The organism is Pseudoxanthomonas mexicana, assembly GCF_001556105.1.
Classification (GTDB): domain Bacteria; phylum Pseudomonadota; class Gammaproteobacteria; order Xanthomonadales; family Xanthomonadaceae; genus Pseudoxanthomonas_A; species Pseudoxanthomonas_A mexicana_A.
Map to the genome: position 1 here is coordinate 103,435 of NZ_LSIF01000009.1, position 16,551 is coordinate 119,985.

General features: G+C 67.6%; 14 protein-coding genes. 11 read left to right on the forward strand and 3 right to left on the reverse strand.

Features of this window, described 5'->3' with window-relative positions; translation table 11 throughout:
• Window positions 1-39 precede the first annotated feature (39 nt).
• On the forward strand, window positions 40-624 hold the full coding sequence (locus AX730_RS01600) for a DUF4410 domain-containing protein (protein WP_062350938.1): 585 nt from the start codon (window positions 40-42) through the stop codon (window positions 622-624).
• 30 nt (window positions 625-654) lie between these two features.
• Window positions 655-1,266, forward strand: a complete 612-nt coding sequence (locus AX730_RS01605) for a DUF998 domain-containing protein (protein ID WP_062350941.1) — start codon at window positions 655-657, stop codon at window positions 1,264-1,266.
• A gap of 21 nt (window positions 1,267-1,287) precedes the next feature.
• On the opposite strand, the gene AX730_RS01610 is transcribed toward AX730_RS01605, so the two are convergent.
• Window positions 1,288-2,607 (reverse strand): metal-dependent hydrolase family protein, encoded by a 1,320-nt coding sequence (locus tag AX730_RS01610; RefSeq protein WP_062350944.1) that lies wholly within the window; start codon window positions 2,605-2,607, stop codon window positions 1,288-1,290.
• 110 nt (window positions 2,608-2,717) lie between these two features.
• On the opposite strand from AX730_RS01610, the gene leuS reads away from it, so the two are divergent.
• From leuS to rlmH, 6 genes are all read left to right on the forward strand, one after another.
• On the forward strand, window positions 2,718-5,348 hold the full coding sequence (leuS, locus tag AX730_RS01615) for a leucine--tRNA ligase (RefSeq protein WP_062350947.1): 2,631 nt from the start codon (window positions 2,718-2,720) through the stop codon (window positions 5,346-5,348).
• 82 nt (window positions 5,349-5,430) lie between these two features.
• Window positions 5,431-5,979: an LPS-assembly lipoprotein LptE gene (locus tag AX730_RS01620; RefSeq protein ID WP_062350950.1), complete on the forward strand. Its 549-nt coding sequence runs from the start codon at window positions 5,431-5,433 to the stop codon at window positions 5,977-5,979.
• A complete protein-coding gene (gene holA, locus AX730_RS01625) occupies window positions 5,979-7,013 on the forward strand; it encodes a DNA polymerase III subunit delta (protein WP_062350953.1) in 1,035 nt (344 codons plus the stop codon). Before AX730_RS01620 ends, holA begins: the two co-directional genes overlap by 1 nt.
• 6 nt (window positions 7,014-7,019) lie before the next feature.
• Window positions 7,020-7,697: a nicotinate-nucleotide adenylyltransferase gene (gene nadD, locus AX730_RS01630; RefSeq protein ID WP_062351036.1), complete on the forward strand. Its 678-nt coding sequence runs from the start codon at window positions 7,020-7,022 to the stop codon at window positions 7,695-7,697.
• A gap of 31 nt (window positions 7,698-7,728) precedes the next feature.
• Window positions 7,729-8,145, forward strand: coding sequence for a ribosome silencing factor (gene rsfS, locus AX730_RS01635; RefSeq protein WP_062350956.1), 417 nt, complete (start codon window positions 7,729-7,731; stop codon window positions 8,143-8,145).
• Between the two features lie 85 nt (window positions 8,146-8,230).
• Window positions 8,231-8,701: a 23S rRNA (pseudouridine(1915)-N(3))-methyltransferase RlmH gene (gene rlmH, locus AX730_RS01640; protein ID WP_062350959.1), complete on the forward strand. Its 471-nt coding sequence runs from the start codon at window positions 8,231-8,233 to the stop codon at window positions 8,699-8,701.
• A gap of 57 nt (window positions 8,702-8,758) precedes the next feature.
• Here the strand turns inward: rlmH and AX730_RS01645 are convergent, their stop codons facing one another.
• Together AX730_RS01645 and AX730_RS01650 are read right to left on the reverse strand one after the other, a co-directional pair.
• Window positions 8,759-9,427, reverse strand: a complete 669-nt coding sequence (locus AX730_RS01645) for an energy transducer TonB (protein ID WP_062350961.1) — start codon at window positions 9,425-9,427, stop codon at window positions 8,759-8,761.
• A 209-nt stretch (window positions 9,428-9,636) separates the two neighbouring features.
• Window positions 9,637-10,380 carry an SIMPL domain-containing protein gene (locus AX730_RS01650; RefSeq protein WP_062350964.1) on the reverse strand — a complete coding sequence of 248 codons (744 nt, stop codon included), beginning with the start codon at window positions 10,378-10,380 and terminating at the stop codon, window positions 9,637-9,639.
• 159 nt (window positions 10,381-10,539) lie between these two features.
• Between AX730_RS01650 and AX730_RS01655 the strand changes: the two genes are divergently transcribed.
• Genes AX730_RS01655 through AX730_RS01665 form a run of 3 tightly spaced genes read left to right on the forward strand, consistent with a single transcriptional unit; the run spans window position 10,540 to window position 16,497 of the window.
• A complete protein-coding gene (locus AX730_RS01655) occupies window positions 10,540-11,136 on the forward strand; it encodes a Maf family protein (RefSeq protein ID WP_062350968.1) in 597 nt (198 codons plus the stop codon).
• Window positions 11,137-11,148: 12 nt separating this feature from the next.
• Window positions 11,149-12,639: a ribonuclease G gene (gene rng, locus AX730_RS01660; protein WP_062350970.1), complete on the forward strand. Its 1,491-nt coding sequence runs from the start codon at window positions 11,149-11,151 to the stop codon at window positions 12,637-12,639.
• Window positions 12,640-12,663: 24 nt separating this feature from the next.
• Window positions 12,664-16,497: a YhdP family protein gene (locus AX730_RS01665; protein ID WP_062351039.1), complete on the forward strand. Its 3,834-nt coding sequence runs from the start codon at window positions 12,664-12,666 to the stop codon at window positions 16,495-16,497.
• Window positions 16,498-16,551 lie beyond the last annotated feature (54 nt).

Genomic DNA, 16,551 nt, shown 5'->3' on the forward strand with positions numbered 1-16,551 from the left:
CGCAGCGGCGCCATCGACGGAAGGGCACGGATCATGGGAATGCGACGCATCGTGTTGGGCCTGGTGCTGGCGGTCGCGGCGGTCGGGACGGCCTGGGCCAAGGACGAGATCCGCGCGTCCTCGAGCACCAACCCGCCGCCCGCCGAAGCGCTCGGCCAGTTCGACCGCTACGAGTTGAAGCCGGCGACGCTGGCGCCCGACTACGCGGAACATCCGGCCAACAAGGAGGCCTTGATCGCCTTCCAGCGCAACTTCGACGAGCGGGTCGGCGCCTGGGTCACCGAACAGAATGCGGCACCGGCCAAGCACACGCCTGCGCGTACGCTGGTGATCGAGCCGCGGGTCGAGAAGATCCGCTTCATCAGCGGCGGCAAGCGGTTCTGGGCGGGGGCGTTCGCCGGCAGTTCGCAACTGTTGGTGAAGCTGAGGCTGACGGACGCGGCCAGTGGCGCGGTCATCGCCGAGCCTGAGTTCTACCAGCACGCGAAGGGGATGGCCGGTGCGTGGACGTTCGGCGCTGCGGACAACACGATGCTGGTGCGCACCGCGTCGCTGGCGCGCGACTACCTGCAGGGCAATCACGCCGCGGCGCAGGGCAGCAAGACCGGCTGGGAGCAGGACTGACGTGACGGGCACAGGTCAGGGCGGTCCGGTATGAGTGTCCGGCGCGGGATGCTGTCCTTCGTCGGGCCGATCTCTGCGTTGCTGTTCGTCGGTGCGCTGTTGGGTTTTGGCTTCGCGCTGTCGGGTTACTCGCAGATCGTGCACCCCGTGGCCGTGCTGGGCGCAAAAGGCGTGCCGCATGCGCTCGGCTTCAACCTGCTGGCGTTCGTCCTCGTCGGCGGACTGGCCGCGGCAGTGACGCTGGACCTGCGCCGCCGCCTGCCCATCGATGCAGGCTGGGTGCTGCGCGTCGGCGCGCAGTTGACCTTCCTGTCCGCGCTGGGTTTCCTGGCGATGGGGCTGTTGCCGCTCGATCCCGACGACCTGGACAATCCGGCCAGCAGCCTGCACGCCACCGCGTGGATGCTGTGGTGGGTCGCCTTCGTGCCCGGCGCGTGGCTGGTTGCACTCGGCCTGCGTGGGCGTGCGTCGTGGCGGGCGCTGGCGCGGGCCAGCGTCATCGCGGCGCTGCTGGTGCTGTTCGTCGCGCTACTGGCGGTGGAGCTGATGCCGGCCGGCGTCGCCCAGCGGCTGGGTTACGTGGCGTGGCTGGCCTGGCTGTGCGTTGCTTCACTCGGTGTGCGTCAGCGCAGCGCCGATTGACGCTGCGCCGACGCCATCACATCAAAGCGCCGTGCTGTCGGATCGCGGCTGGCGGTACACCTTGCCGTCCTTCATCACGAAGTCGACGTTCAGCACCGCGTTGATATCGGCGACCGGGTCGCCCGGCATGGCGACGATGTCGGCGCGCTTGCCGGGTTCGATCACGCCCTGGTCGTCGACACCCAGCACGTCAGCAGCACGGAGCGTGGCGGACTGAAGCGCCACGCCGGCGGGAATGCCGGCTTCGACCATGTAGAGGAACTCGCGTGCGTTGTCGCCGTGCGGGCCCACGCCCATGTCGGTGCCGAAGGCGATCTTCACGCCGTTGCGGTAGGCCTTGCCGGCGGTTTCCTGGATCAACGCGCCGATGCGTTGGGCTTTCGGGCGCACCACGGGCGGGAAGTAGCCGTCTATCTTGGCCTTCTCGGCGACGAAGCGGCCGGCGTAGATCGTCGGCACGTACCAGGTGCCGTGCTGCTTCATCAGCCGCATGATCTCGTCATCCATGTAGGTGCCGTGCTCGATGCTGGTGACGCCACCGAGGATGGCGCGCTTCATGCCTTCCTTGCCATGCGCATGCGCGGCCACGCGGAAGCCGTAGTCGCGCGCGGTGTCGACGATGGCTTTGACCTCGTCGACCACGAACTGCGGCGCGTCGCCGGACTTCGCGTAGCTCAGCACGCCGCCGGTGGCGGTGATCTTGATGACGTCGCTGCCGTCCTTGTAGCGCTGGCGTACCGCTTGGCGGGCTTCTTCCGGCGAGTTGATGACGCCGTCGGTGGGGCCCGGCGGGCCGAGCAGGTGCGACAGCCGGTCGTTGAAGCCATTGGTCGGATCGGCGTGGCCGCCGGTGGTGGCGATGGATTTGCCGGCCGCGAAGATGCGCGGGCCTTTCACCAGCCCCTGGTTGACCGCGTCGCGCAGGTGCGGTGCCACTTCGCCGCCCAGGTCGCGCACGCTGGTGAAGCCGGCCATCAAGGTCTTCTCGGCATAGCCGACCGATCGGTAGGCGTAATCCACCGGATCCAGGCGGAAGCCCTCGGAATAGCTCTGCGGGCTGGATTCGCTGCCCAGATGCACGTGCAGGTCGGTCCAGCCGGGCGTGCAGGTGCGGTCGCCCAGGACGATGGATTCGGCGTCGGCCAGCTTGGCGCGGCCGGGGATGACCTCGGCGATCCTGCCGTCGCGTACCAGTACCGTGTGCTCTCCCAGCACCTTGCCGCTGCGGGCATCGAACAGGCGCTCGCAATGCAGGGCCAGCGTGGAGGGCGCCGCAGGCTCGGCCGCGTGGGCGGACAGGCTGGCGGCAGCCAGGGCAACGGCAAGCACGGTCTTGGTCATCTGGAATCCCCGGTTTCGACCCGGCCATGCTAACCGTTGCCGTGGCGGGGCATGGTGCGCTGCGGTACCCTTTGCGGCTTTGCCGTTGCAGCACCGAGCCGCCGCCCGCCATGTCCACTGCCGAACCCGCTGTCTACGATCCCCAATCCGTCGAATCTGCCGCCCAGGCGTTCTGGGAGGCCCGGCGCGCCTTCGAGGTCGACGAGCAGTCGGACAAGCCCAAGTTCTACTGCCTGTCGATGCTGCCGTATCCGTCCGGTGCGCTGCACATGGGCCACGTGCGCAACTACACCATTGGCGATGTGATCAGCCGCTACAAGCGCATGACCGGCCACAACGTGCTGCAGCCGATGGGCTGGGACGCCTTCGGCCTGCCGGCCGAGAACGCCGCGATCAAGAACAAGACCGCGCCGGCCAAGTGGACCTACGCCAACATCGAGCACATGCGCACCCAGCTGAAGTCGCTGGGCTACGCGATCGACTGGTCGCGCGAGTTCGCCACCTGCCGTCCCGACTACTACGTGCACGAGCAGCGCATGTTCACCCGGCTGCTGCGCAAGGGCCTGGCCTACCGCAAGAACTCGGTGGTGAACTGGGACCCGGTGGACCAGACCGTGCTGGCCAACGAGCAGGTGATCGACGGCCGCGGCTGGCGCAGCGGCGCGCTGGTCGAGAAGCGCGAGATCCCGCAGTGGTTCCTGCGCATCACCGACTACGCACAGGAACTGCTGGACGGCCTGGACGACCTGCCGGGCTGGCCCGACGCGGTCAAGACCATGCAGCGCAACTGGATCGGCCGGTCGGAAGGCCTGGAAATCCAGTTCGCCGTTGAGGCGCATGAACCGCTGACGGTCTTCACCACGCGTCCCGACACGCTGATGGGCGTGACCTTCGTGTCGATCGCCGGTGAGCACCCGCTGGCGCTCAAGGCCGCCGCCGCGAACCCGGCGCTGGCGGCGTTCCTGGAAGAACTGAAGCACGGTGGCGTGTCCGAGGCGGAACTGGAAACGCAGGAAAAGCGCGGCATGGACACGGGCCTGCGCGCGGTCCATCCGATCACCGGCGACAAGGTGCCGGTGTGGGTCGCCAACTTCGTGCTGATGGGCTATGGCACCGGCGCGGTGATGGCCGTGCCCGGCCACGACCAGCGCGATTTCGAGTTCGCCAGCAAGTACGCGCTGCCGATCCAGCAGGTGATCGCGCTGAAATCGCCGAAGAACGACGACGAGAAGACCTACGATGCCACCACCTGGCACGACTGGTACGGCGACAAGACGCGTGGCGACCTGGAACTGGTCAACTCGGGCGAGTTCGACGGCCTGGACTATCGCGGTGCCTTCGAGGCGCTGGCCGAGCGGTTCGAGCGCAAGGGACAGGGCCAGCGGCGGGTGAATTATCGCCTGCGCGACTGGGGCGTGAGCCGTCAGCGCTATTGGGGCTGCCCGATCCCGGTCATCTACTGCAACGCCTGCGGCGCGGTGCCGGTGCCGGACTCCGACCTGCCCGTCGTGCTGCCGGAGAACGTCACCCTGGACGGCGTGAAGTCGCCGATCAAGGCCGATCCGGAATGGCGCAAGACCAAGTGCCCGCAATGCGGTGCGGCCGCCGAGCGCGAGACCGATACCTTCGACACCTTCATGGAGTCGAGCTGGTACTACGCGCGCTACACTTCCCCGGGCGCGAAGGACATGGTCGACAAGCGCGGCAACTACTGGCTGCCGGTCGACCAGTACATCGGCGGAATCGAGCACGCGATCCTGCACCTGATGTACTTCCGTTTCTATCACAAGCTGTTGCGCGACGCGCGGCTGGTGGACAGCGATGAGCCGGCGACCAACCTGCTGACGCAGGGCATGGTGATCGCGGAAACGTTCTATCGCGACAACGCCGATGGTTCGAAGGACTGGATCAACCCGATCGACGTCGAGATCCAGCGCGACGACAAGGCGCGCGTGGTCGGCGCCATGCTGAAGGCTGACGGCCAGCCGGTGAAGATCGGCCCGGTCGAGAAGATGTCGAAGTCGAAGAACAACGGCGTCGACCCGCAGTCGATGGTCGACAAGTTCGGTGCCGACACGGTGCGCCTGTTCTCGATGTTCGCCGCGCCGCCGGAGCAGTCGCTGGAATGGAACGAGGCTGGCGTGGAAGGCATGGCGCGGTTCCTGCGCCGCCTGTGGACGCAGGTGCAGAAGCACGTCGCCGACGGTGCGGTCGGGGCGCTGGACATTGCTGTGCTGACGGCGGACCAGAAGGCCGTGCGCCGCAAGACGCACGAGACCATCGACAAGGTCGGCAACGACTACGGCAAACGCCACAGCTTCAATACCGCCATCGCGGCGGTGATGGAGCTGTCGAACACGCTGGGCAAGTTCGACGATACCTCGCCGCAGGGTCGCGTCGTGCGGCAGGAAGCGCTCGAAGCGGCCGTGCTGCTGCTCAATCCCATCACCCCGCACACCAGCCATGCGCTGTGGCAGGCGCTGGGGCACGAGGAGGCGCTGATCGAGGACCTGGCCTTCCCGCAGGTCGACGCCGATGCGCTGGTGCGCGATTCGGTGACGCTGGCGGTGCAGGTCAACGGCAAGCTGCGCGGCACGATCGAGGTCGCTGCGGACGCGCCGCGAGATCTGGTCGAAGTATTGGCGAAAGCCGAACCCAATACCGCGAAGTTCCTCGACGGCCTGGCCATCAGGAAGGTGATCGTGGTGCCGGGCAAGATCGTCAACATCGTCGCAGGATGAGGGTGCGGGGCCTTGCCCCCGCGTTCACCTGTGGTCCGGCTACGCTATTGCCGCCCATGACGGGCTCGTCCAGACTTCACCCATGATCCGATTCCGCCTGCCCGCCCTCGTCTTCGCCCTCGTCCTCCTGACCGGTTGCGGCTTCCATCTGCGCAACAGGATCGCCCTGCCGGCCGATCTGGGTCCGGTCCGCGTGATGGGTCCCTCGGCATCCTACAGCGCACTCGTGACCAGCCTGTCGCGCGGCCTGCAGGCGGCCGGTGCGGTCCTGGACTTGCAGATCGGCGAAGAAGACAGCGCCGCAGCGGCCGATGATCAGGTGGCCAGTTTGCGGGTGGTTTCCGAACGCTGGGGTGACCTGCCGATCGCGGTCGACCAGTTCGGGCGCGCTCAGGAATTCAGCCTTCGCTATGCGGTGGTGTTTTCGTTCAAGAGGGCCGACGGTACCGACCTCGTACCGCAGCAGGTGGTGGAGCTGTCGCGCGACTATGTGTCGCCGCCACAGGATGCGACCGGCACCGCGACCGAGCGTGAGGTGCTGGCCGACGAACTGCGTCGCGAGATGGCGTCCTCGATCCTGCGCCGTATCGATGGTGTGGTGCGCTCGCGCCAGGTGAACGCGGCGCCCTGATGGAACTCAAGCCGGAACAGTTGGCGGCGCGCGGCACGTCCGAGCCGCTGCTGCCGGTCTACCTGATTGCGGGGCCCGAAACGCTGCGTGTGCTGGAAGCAGCGGACGCCGTGCGTGCGCAGGCGCGCGCGCAGGGCATCGGCGAGCGCGAAGTCTTCGATGCCGATGGCCGCGATTTCGACTGGGACCGCCTGGAAGCGAGCTTCAACGCGCCGAGCCTGTTCAGCGCGCGGCGTCTGGTGGAAGTGCGCCTGCCAGGCGGCAAGCCGGGCAAGGAGGGCGCGGAGGTGATCAGTGCGTTCTGCGCCAATCCGCCGCCGGACGTGGTGTTGCTGATCACCTCGGGAGAGTGGGGCAAGGCTTACCAGGGCAAGTGGAGCGATGCGGTCACGCGCGTCGGTGTGCTGGCGGTGGCCTGGGCGATCAAGCCGCATGAGTTGCCGGGCTGGATCGAAAGCCGCCTGCGCAGCAAGGGCCTCCGTGCCGAACGCGATGCCGTGCAGCTGCTGGCGGATCGTGTCGAAGGCAATCTGCTCGCGGCGGCGCAGGAGATCGACAAGCTCGCGCTGCTGAGCGACGGCGAAGTGCTCGATGCCGAGCGCATGGAATCGCTGGTCGCCAACGCGGCGCGGTACGACGTGTTCCGCCTGACCGACGCGGTGCTTGCGGGGCAGGGTGTCCAGGTGTCGCGCATCCTTGCCGGCCTGCGCGCCGAGGGCGATGTGGTCGCCGGCCTGATGCCGATGGTGGTCAAGGAGTTGCTGCGCACCGCGGCGCTGGCCCGCGTGCAGGCCAACGGCGGAAACCTGGCCGCCGAGATGAAGTCCCAGGGCATCTGGGAAGCCAAGCAGGCACCGTTCAAGCGGGCACTGCAACGTCACGCGTCGCCGGCGCGCTGGGAACGCTTCGTCGCCGAGGCGTCGAAGATCGACCGGACCGCCAAGGGCCGTGGCGACGGCGATGCCTGGGTCGGACTCGAACGGCTGCTGCTGGCCATCGCGGATGCGAAGGCCGTGCGATTGCTGGTTGCCTGAGTGGCGATGCTGCAGCTTTTCTACGGCGGCACGTTCGACCCCTTCCACAACGGACACCTGGCCATCGCGCGTGCCGCGCACGACGAGTTTGGCGTGCCGGTGCACCTGATGCCGGCAGCCGATCCTCCACACCGTGCGCCTCCCGGTGCCACCGCGGCCCAGCGTGCGCATCTGCTCGATCTCGCGGTACAGAACACGGGTGATCTTCGTGTCGACCGCCGTGAGCTGAGGCGCGCGCAACGCGATCCAGCTGGTCGCTCCTACACGATCGACACGTTGCGCGAACTGCGTGCCGAGGTGGGAAGCGCAACCCCGATCGCGCTGCTGATCGGGGCCGACAGCCTGCTGGGCCTGCCGACTTGGCGGGCGTGGGACGCGCTCTTCGACCTGACGCATTTCATCGTCGCCGATCGGCCGGGCAGCGGTCTCGACACCGGGCTGGTCCCCGTGCTGACGGAGGCGTTGACGGGACGCTGGACTGCCCAGTGCGAGGACCTGCAGTGCACGCCGGCGGGGCGAATCTATCGCCTGAACCAGCCACTCCAGCCGGAATCGGCCACCGAGATCCGGCGTCGCATCGCGGCCGGCGAGCCCTGGCGTCATCTGGTTCCGCCGCCCGTGGCTGACGCCATTGCCGACGAAAGGCTGTACGCCTCACGGGCGGCCGACGTCGGTCCGCTATAATCCCGGCCGTATTCCCGGAGCCACCAAGCCTTTGTCCAGCCAAGCCCACGTCATCAAGACCCGCCTCCCCAGTCCGCCGCCGGCTCTGCCGGACCTGCTTGCCAACGTGCATGCCGCGGTGCAGGAGCTGAAAGCCAAGGATGTCATCGAGATCGACGTGCGCGGCAAGTCCAGCGTCGCCGACTACCTGGTGATCGCGTCCGGCACGTCGACCCGCCATGTGAAATCCATCGCCAACGAGGTGGTGAGGTTCGCCAAGAAGCTGGATGTGATGCCCTTGGGCGTGGAGGGCGAGCGCGAAGCCGAGTGGGTGCTGGTGGACCTGGGCGACGTCATCGTCCACGTCATGCTGCCGCGGGTACGCGAGTTCTACGCGCTCGAACGTCTATGGACCGTCGGCGACCAGCCGCCGGGAGATGTGGAGACGGCGGACGAATCGCGGCTCTGATGCGATTCCGCAGGATCAGGCAACGGCGCCCTCGTGGCGCCGTTGCCGTTCATGGCATCGCGCACGCGCTCGGTATCATGTCGCCATGAAATGCCGTCTCATCGCCACGGGCGAGCGCGCGCCGACCTGGGTCGCGCAGGGCTTCGCCGAGTACCAGAAGCGCCTGTCGCACTGGCTGCCATTCGACCTGGTCGAGATCGAGCCGGGTCTGCGCGGCAAGGGACGCGACCCGCAGCGCGCCATCGAGGACGAAGGCAAGCGCGTGCTCGCGGCGTTGCCGAAAAGCGCGCATATCGTGGCACTGGAAGTCACCGGCAAACCCTATTCATCCGAGCAGCTCGCGCAGCGGCTGGAACAATGGCGCACGCTGGGCCGCGATATCGCGCTGCTGATCGGTGGCCCTGAAGGCCATGCGCCGGTCGTGCTGGCCGCCGCACACGAGAAATGGTCGCTCAGTCCATTGACGCTACCGCACATGCTGGTGCGGCTGGTGGTGGCCGAGCAGGTCTATCGCGCCGCGGCGATGCTGGCCAACCATCCCTACCACCGCGCCTGAGCACTCTCCACGAAAAAGCCCGCCTTTCGGCGGGCTTCTGCTTTCATGCCGGGAGGATCACTGCAGGTTGAACGCGATCGGCACCAGTCCGTAGGCCTGTACCACCTGTCCGTTCTGCATGGCGGGTTTGAAACGCCAGGTCTTCAGCACATGCTGGAGCGCAGCCCTGTCCAGGTTGCGATTGCCGCTGCTGCTCTCGACCGTCACCTCGGTGGGTTTGCCGTCCAGGTCTACCAGCACGCGCAGGATTACCGTGCCCTGGATGCCGCTACGCAGTTCGTTGATCGGGTAGCGCGGAGAAGTCGCGCTGACGTATTCCAGCGTGGCCGATGGCAACGGACCTGTGCCCTGTGATGAGGCGCCAATGTCACCACCGTCGATTGCGGTTGCGACGGTATCGATGGCACGCACACTGTCCTGATCCACGATGATGGGAGCATCGATGATCGGCACATCAATGCGCGGCTGCACCACCGGACGCGGTTCAACCGGCTTGGGGTTCACCTGCTTGACGATCACGGCATCAACCGGCTTCGGCTTGACCTCTTCCTTCGGATACCAGCGGACGTCTTCTTTTGGCTTGGTCGGTGCAGCGAGCGGCGGCGCCGCCATCGGCATCAGCAGCATCAGCAGGGCGGCGGCATGGACCGCGATGGCGGCCGCGATGGCGGCGATGCGGCCGGTGTCGATGCGGGTATCGGAACCGTGGGGTAGTGCGCGAACCATGATCCACCTCCTTGGGGCTGTGAACGGAACAACGCTCGGCCGCAGGAAGTGGGGTTGCAACGTCCCGGCGCCGCACGCCCAGACTGTACTCCGGCGGATGGCGTCCGCAAGAGGGGGCGGGTTCGACCTTCGGCGTAGTCCGGTAGTCGGGGGCCGGAACGAAAACGGCGCCCCGAGAGGCGCCGTCGTCGAATTTACGAAAGCAGGCCCTACTTGCCCAGTTCGAACACCACGTCCAGGTTGATTGACACGGTGGTTTCGCCCGGCGAGACCGGCGGAGCACCGCTCGCGTCGCGTGCTTCCATCTTGGCCATCGCCATCATCGGCATCGGGCGGAAGCCGCCGTTGCCTTCGGAAATGCTGACGATGCGGCGCACCTTCAGGCCCAGCGATTTCGCATAGGTCTCGGCGCGTGCCTGCGCCTTCTTCAGCGCGGCCAGGCGGGCCTCGTCATAGACCGGCTCCGGGTTGTCGATCTCGAAGCTGGGTCCGTTGATCTGGTTGGCGCCCACGCCGGCCAGCGCATCCAGCACCTTGCCCAGCTTGGCGATGTCGCGCACCTTGATGCTGACGGTGTTGTTGGCCTGGTAGCCGGTGATCCTCGGCGCTTCGTTTTCGGCGTAGCGATACTGCGGATTGAGGCTGATGCCGCTGGTCTGCACGTCCTTGTCGGCGATGCCGGCGGTCTTGATGGCGGCCACGACCTTGGCCATCTGCTCGCTGTTCTGGCGCATGGCGGTGTTGCCATCGACCGCCTGCGTGACGACGCCAGCCGATATCGATGCGATGTCCGGCACCCGCGAAGCTTCGGCCTGCGCCGATACGTTGAGCAAGGTGCCGTCGGACGGGATCGCGTAGGCGGGAGCGGTCTGGGCGTGGCTGGTCATGGCGGCGGTGGTTCCCAGGGACAGGGTGAGGGCGAGCAGCAAGGGGCGGATCAGGGGCAGGCGCATGGGATCTCCTTTTCGTGTGGGGTGATGCGGCACCCGGTCGTCGTCGACGCGCAAGGGTGTTCACGATGACATGAACGCGCCGTGATCTGGAGCAGGGTTGCGCGATGCCCTCCGGCATCAGCGGTCATTCAGTCAGGCGCCGCGGGTTATTCTTGCGCGATGCTCTATCTGGCCTCCCAATCCCCTCGCCGCGCCGAACTGCTGACCCGCCTGGGCCTCTCGTTCGGCCGGATCGACCTCGATATCCCCGAGCACCGCCAGCCCGGCGAACCCGCAGTCGATTACGTACGCCGCGTTGCCCGTGAGAAGGCGGGTGCCGGCTTGCTCAAAGTGGTTGCCGCGCCCGGCGCGGTGGTACTGGGTGCCGACACCGAGGTGATCCTGGGCGATGAGGTTTTCGGCAAGCCTGCCGACGCCGCCGATGCCGCCGCCATGTTGCGCCGTCTTTCGGGCCGCACGCATCAAGCCGTGTCCGCCGTCTCCGTGATCAATGCCGGCCGTGAAGCGCAGGCGCTGGTGATCACCGACGTCACCTTCGCCGATCTGCACGAAGACGATATCGCCGCCTACGTGGGCAGCGGCGAAGCGATGGGGAAAGCGGGCGCCTATGGCATCCAGGGGCGGGCCGAACAGTTCGTCACTCGCCTGGCGGGCAGCTACTCGGCGGTGATGGGCCTGCCGCTGTACGAAACCTCGAAGTTGCTGCGCGACTTCGGCATCCATCCATCGGCACCCGCCACCACCGCGTCAGCCTGAGGGAAGGACCCCATGTCGGAAGAAATCCTCGTCAACGTCACACCGCGCGAAACACGTGTCGCGGTGATCGAAAACGGCATGCTGCAGGAACTGCACATCGAGCGAGGCTGGCGCCGCGGCGTGGTCGGCAACATCTACAAGGGCAAGGTGCAGCGGGTGATGCCCGGCATGCAGGCGGCGTTCGTGGAAGTGGGGCTGGAGCGTGCGGCGTTCCTGCATGCCAACGACATCGTGCGGTCGTCGCCGGGCGCCGTGGTCGATGGCGAAGACGCACCGCCGCTGCCCACGCCGCCAGCCGCGCCGATCATGGACCTGCTGCGCGACGGGCAGGACGTCGTCGTCCAGGTGGTCAAGGATCCGATCGGCAGCAAGGGCGCGCGACTGACCACGCAGATCAGCATTCCGTCGCGCTACCTGGTGCTGTTGCCGCAGTCGAAAGTGATCGGCGTGTCCGCACGCATCGAGGACGAAGCCGAACGCCACCGCCTCAAGCAGGTCGTCACCGAACTTGCCGGCCTGCATGGTGGCCATGGCTACATCATCCGCACCAATGCCGAAGGCCAGCCGGCCGAGGCACTGGCCGAAGACATCGCTTACCTGTCGCGGGTATGGAACGTGGTGGAGCGGCGCGGGCGCGAGTCGCCGTCGTGCAGCATCCTGTACGAAGACCTCAGCCTGCCGCTGCGCGCCGTGCGCGACCTGATCCGCAAGGACGTGGAGAAGGTGAAGGTCGACTCCAAGGAAACGCACGAACGCCTGCAGGCCTTCGTCGCCAAGTACATGCCCGTATTGGCGGAGCGCATCGAACTCTACGCCGGGGAGCGTCCCATCTTCGACCTGTACGGCGTCGAGGACGAGATCGGGCGTGCGCTGGACAAGCAGGTACCGCTGAAGTCCGGCGGCTATCTGGTGATCGACCAGACCGAGGCGATGACCACGGTCGACGTGAATACCGGCTCGTTCCTCGGCCAACGCAACCTCGAAGAGACGGTCTACCGCACCAACCTCGAAGCGGCGCAGTCGGTCGCGCGCCAGCTGCGGCTGCGCAATCTCGGCGGCATCATCATCATCGACTTCATCGACATGGATGATCCCGAGCATCGCCGGCAGGTGCTGCGGACGCTGGAGAAGTCGTTGGCCAAGGATCACGCCAAGACCACCGTTTACGAATTCTCGCCGCTGGGCCTGGTCGAGATGACGCGCAAGCGCACGGTCGAAAGCCTGGCGCGCCAGTTGTCCGAACCGTGCCCGGAGTGCAGCGGCCGCGGCAGCATCAAGACCACCGAAACCGTCACCTACGAGATCTTCCGGGAGATCACCCGCGCCGTGCGCCAGTTTGAAGCTGCGCGCCTGCTGGTGATCGCGTCGCCGAAGGTGGTTGCGCGCATCACCGACGAAGAGTCGACCGCGGTGGCGGAGCTGGAGGAATTCCTCGGCAAGTCGATCCGCTTCCAGGCGGACGAGCAGTACCTGCAGGAGCAGTTCGATGTCGTCCTGCTCTGACCTGCGGAGTTGGGCGCGCGCCTGATGCCCACGCCACTGCGCCGCCGCCTGCGCCTGGTCCGCCGGAGTGCCGTTTATGGCATTGCGGTGGTACTGGTGTGCATGGCCGTGGTGCTCGGCATCGCCAGCCAGGTGCTGCCACTGGCCGAACGCAACCCCGACCGCATCGCCGCGTGGCTCAGTGAGCGGGCCGGCCGGCCGGTTGCTTTCGATGCGGTGAAGACCCAATGGACGCGTCGTGGTCCGCTGCTGCAGCTGGATGGTTTGCGCCTCGGCGAAGGCGACAGTGGCGTGCGTATCGGCCAGGCCGAGGTGCTGGTTTCGATGTATGGCGGCCTGTTGCCGGGACGGTCGTTCACCGAATTGCGGCTGCGCGGCCTGTCGCTGACGCTGCAGCGGGGCGACGACGGCAAGTGGGCGGTGCGTGGCCTGCCCGGCCAGCAGCAGGCCGGCGAGGACCCCTTGCGTAGCCTGGAAGGGCTGGGAGAACTGCAGGTGATCGACGGCCGGTTGGCCATCGTTGCACCGTCGCTGGGGTGGGATATCCGGTTGCCCGACATCGACCTGCGCCTGCGCGTGCAGGGCGACCGTGTGCGGGCAGGCGCGCGTGCGTGGATTCGCAAGGAGGCGGCGCCGTTGAACGTGGCGGTGGATTTCGACCGCAAGGCCGGCGATGGCCGCGCTTACCTGGACGTGTCCGCCGACGACGTAGGTGCGTGGTCGTCGCTGCTGCGTTACGCCGGCGTGGAGGCAGAGCGCGGCAACGGCCGCGTGCGTGCCTGGACCGAACTGCGGCAGCATCGCGTGGTCGTGGTCACGGCGGACGCCCAACTGCGCCAGGTGGGACTACGCGGTGCGCCGTTGCCGGATTCCGACACGCCGACGCGGATCGCGTTCGAGCAGATGGACGCGCGCATGCGCTGGCGGCTGGTGTCGGGCGGCTGGCGGCTGGATGCGCCACGACTACGGGTGGGCACGGCGTCGACCGTGCAGACGCTCGATGGCCTGGCGCTCGCCGGTGGCGAGCGTTATGCGCTGCTGGCGGACCAGGTGGACGCCGCGCCGCTGTTTGCCGTGTTGGCGCTCAGCGACAAGGTCGATGCAGGCCTGCGGCGTTGGCTGGTGCAGGCCCGGCCCGGCGCCCGGCTTGCGCGACTGACGCTGGCCGGACGCAGGGGTGGCGCGCTGCATGCGGAAGGACAGCTGCGCGACATGTCGTTCAAGGCGGTGGGCGATGCGCCTGGGCTCAGTGGGCTGGCGGGCGACTTCGACGGTGATGCCGATGGGTTCCGGTTGAAACTGGATCCCGCCGCCGCGATGCGCTTCGACTGGCCCAGCGGATTCGCCGTGGTGCACGATGTGCGGCTGCAGGGCGAGCTGCTGGGCTGGCGTGAAGGCAACGGCTGGCGCGTGGGCACGTCGGCCTTGCACGTGCAGGGACAGGAGTACGCGGCCGCGGTACGCGGCGGCCTGTGGTTCCAGGGCGATGGCACGCGGCCGTGGATCGATATCGCGGCCGACCTCGCCGATGCACCCGTGCCGGTGGCGAAGGGCTTCTGGGTCCATCACAAGATGTCGAAGGCCGCAGTCGATTGGCTGAATGGTGCGCTGGTCGGCGGTACCGTGCGGCGCGGGCGCGCGATCGTCAGTGGCGACCTGGACGACTGGCCGTTCACACAGCACAACGGCCGCTTCGAGGCCGTCGCGCACATCGAGAAAGGCCAGTTCAAGTTCCAGCCCGAATGGCCGGCGCTGGAACAGGTGGATGCCGACATCGCCTTCATTGGCAACGGGTTCGAACTGAAAGGGCGCGGTGCGCTGGCGGACGTGGCGATTCCCGCCTTCCAGGCCGGTATCGCGGATTTCGGCGTGGGCGACCTGAAGATCAGTGCCCGGACCGAGACGGACTCCGGTCGCCTGCTCGCGCTGTTGCGACAGAGCCCGCTGCGCGAGACCTACGGCGACACGCTGGACCACCTGCAGGCCAAGGGGCCCGTCGCCGCGACATTCGACCTGCTGCAGCCGCTGCATGCCGATGGACAGGCCCGCAAGAAGCTGGCGGGCACCGTCGACCTGAAGGGCGCGCAGTTGTCGGAGACGCGCTGGGACCTCGTGTTCGACGACGTGCGCGGCAAGGCAAAGTACGACGACGGCGGATTCGCGTCGGGCCCGTTGCAGGTCATGCATGATGGCCAGCCCGGCGTATTGGGCTTGCGGGCCGGCACCGGCACGCGTGACCGCAACCAGGCGTTCGAAGCCGACCTGTCGGCGGTGGTCGATGCCGATGGTCTGTTGGATCGCGCACCCGAGATGGCGTGGCTGAAGCCGTACATGGAAGGCCGCTCCACATGGACGGTCGCCGTGAGCATCCCGCGCACGCCGTCGGGCGCCTCCGCGTTGCCCACGCAGCTGAGCCTGAGATCCGACCTGGTGGGGACCGCGATGAGCCTGCCGGCGCCCATGCGCAAGGCGCCGGCGACGCCGCTGGCCACCACCGTGCGGGCGCCGCTGCCGATGGGCAGTGGCGAGATCGACGTGGCGTTCGGCGACGTGCTGGCGCTGCGTGCGCGCAACCAGAACGGGCAGACCGGCGTACGCGTGGTGCTGGGCAGTGCCGACGTGAAAGACGCGCCGCCGCCCTCGGGGCTGGTGGCGACCGGTCGCACCGGGACGCTGGATGCGATGGAATGGATCGCGGTGGCGAAGGGAGGCGGTGAGGGCGGTGGCCTGCCGTTGCGGCATATCGATGTCACTGCCGAACGACTGTTGATGATCGGCTCGGTGTTCCCGGCGACACGCCTGCAGCTCGCGCCGGCCCAACAGGCGCTCGCCGTGTCGCTGGATGGCGACGCATTGTCCGGCGCCCTGCTGGTACCCGACGCGAAGGGTGGAACGGTCGCCGGCAAGCTGGCGCGCGTGCACTGGCGCAAGGCGGCCGGGGATGGCTCAGCGGTCGCCGAGCCCGGTGCGCGCAGTGCCACCGACGACATCGATCCGTCTGCCGTGCCGCCGTTGTCGCTGGACGTCGAAGACCTGCGTTTCGGCAATGCGCGTCTCGGTACCGCCAAGCTACGGACCCGCCAGCAGCCCGACGGCCTGTACGTGGAGCAGTTGCAGTTGCGCTCGCCCGGGCAGCAGATCGACGTCCGTGGTCAGTGGACCGGCAACGGGGGCGCTGCGCGCACGCGCTTCAGCGCGGAAGTGAAGAGCGAGAATTTCGGCGTGCTGTTCGATGATCTCGGTCTGGGCGATCGCGTGGGGGGAGGCCACGGCCAGATCACCGCCGACGCCGGCTGGCCGGGCAGCCCGGCCGCGTTCCGCCTGGCGTCGCTGGAAGGTGGCGTGAAGCTCGCGGTGCGCGACGGTCACCTGCTCGAGGTCGAGCCCGGTGCGGGTCGCGTGCTGGGCTTGCTGAGCGTGGCCGAGGTCCGCCGCCGACTGATGCTGGATTTCAGCGACTTCTTCTCGAAGGGGTTCGCGTTCAACCGCGTCGATGGCGATATCCGAATCGATGGCGGGCTGGCGCGCAGCGAGAACCTGGTGATCGATGGTCCCGCCGCCGAAATCCTGATCCGTGGCGATACCGACCTGCGGACCGAACGCTTCGACCAGACCGTGGACGTGAAACCGAAATCCGCCAACGTGCTGACCGCCGTCGGCGCAGTCGCCGCCGGCCCCATCGGTGCGGCAGTGGGTGCGGTGGCGAATGCCGTGCTGAAGAAGCCGCTGGCCGAGATGGGCGCCAAGACCTACCGCGTCACCGGTCCGTGGAAATCCCCCAAGGTCGAAGTCGTCGGCCGCGAGCAGTCGCGCGTCCGCAACGACGACGACCGCACGGACCGCGCTGGCGCGCCCTGACGCCGCTGCGTCCACGGCCACGCTTGCCGCAGCCGTTTTCCGCCCCCATTGTGA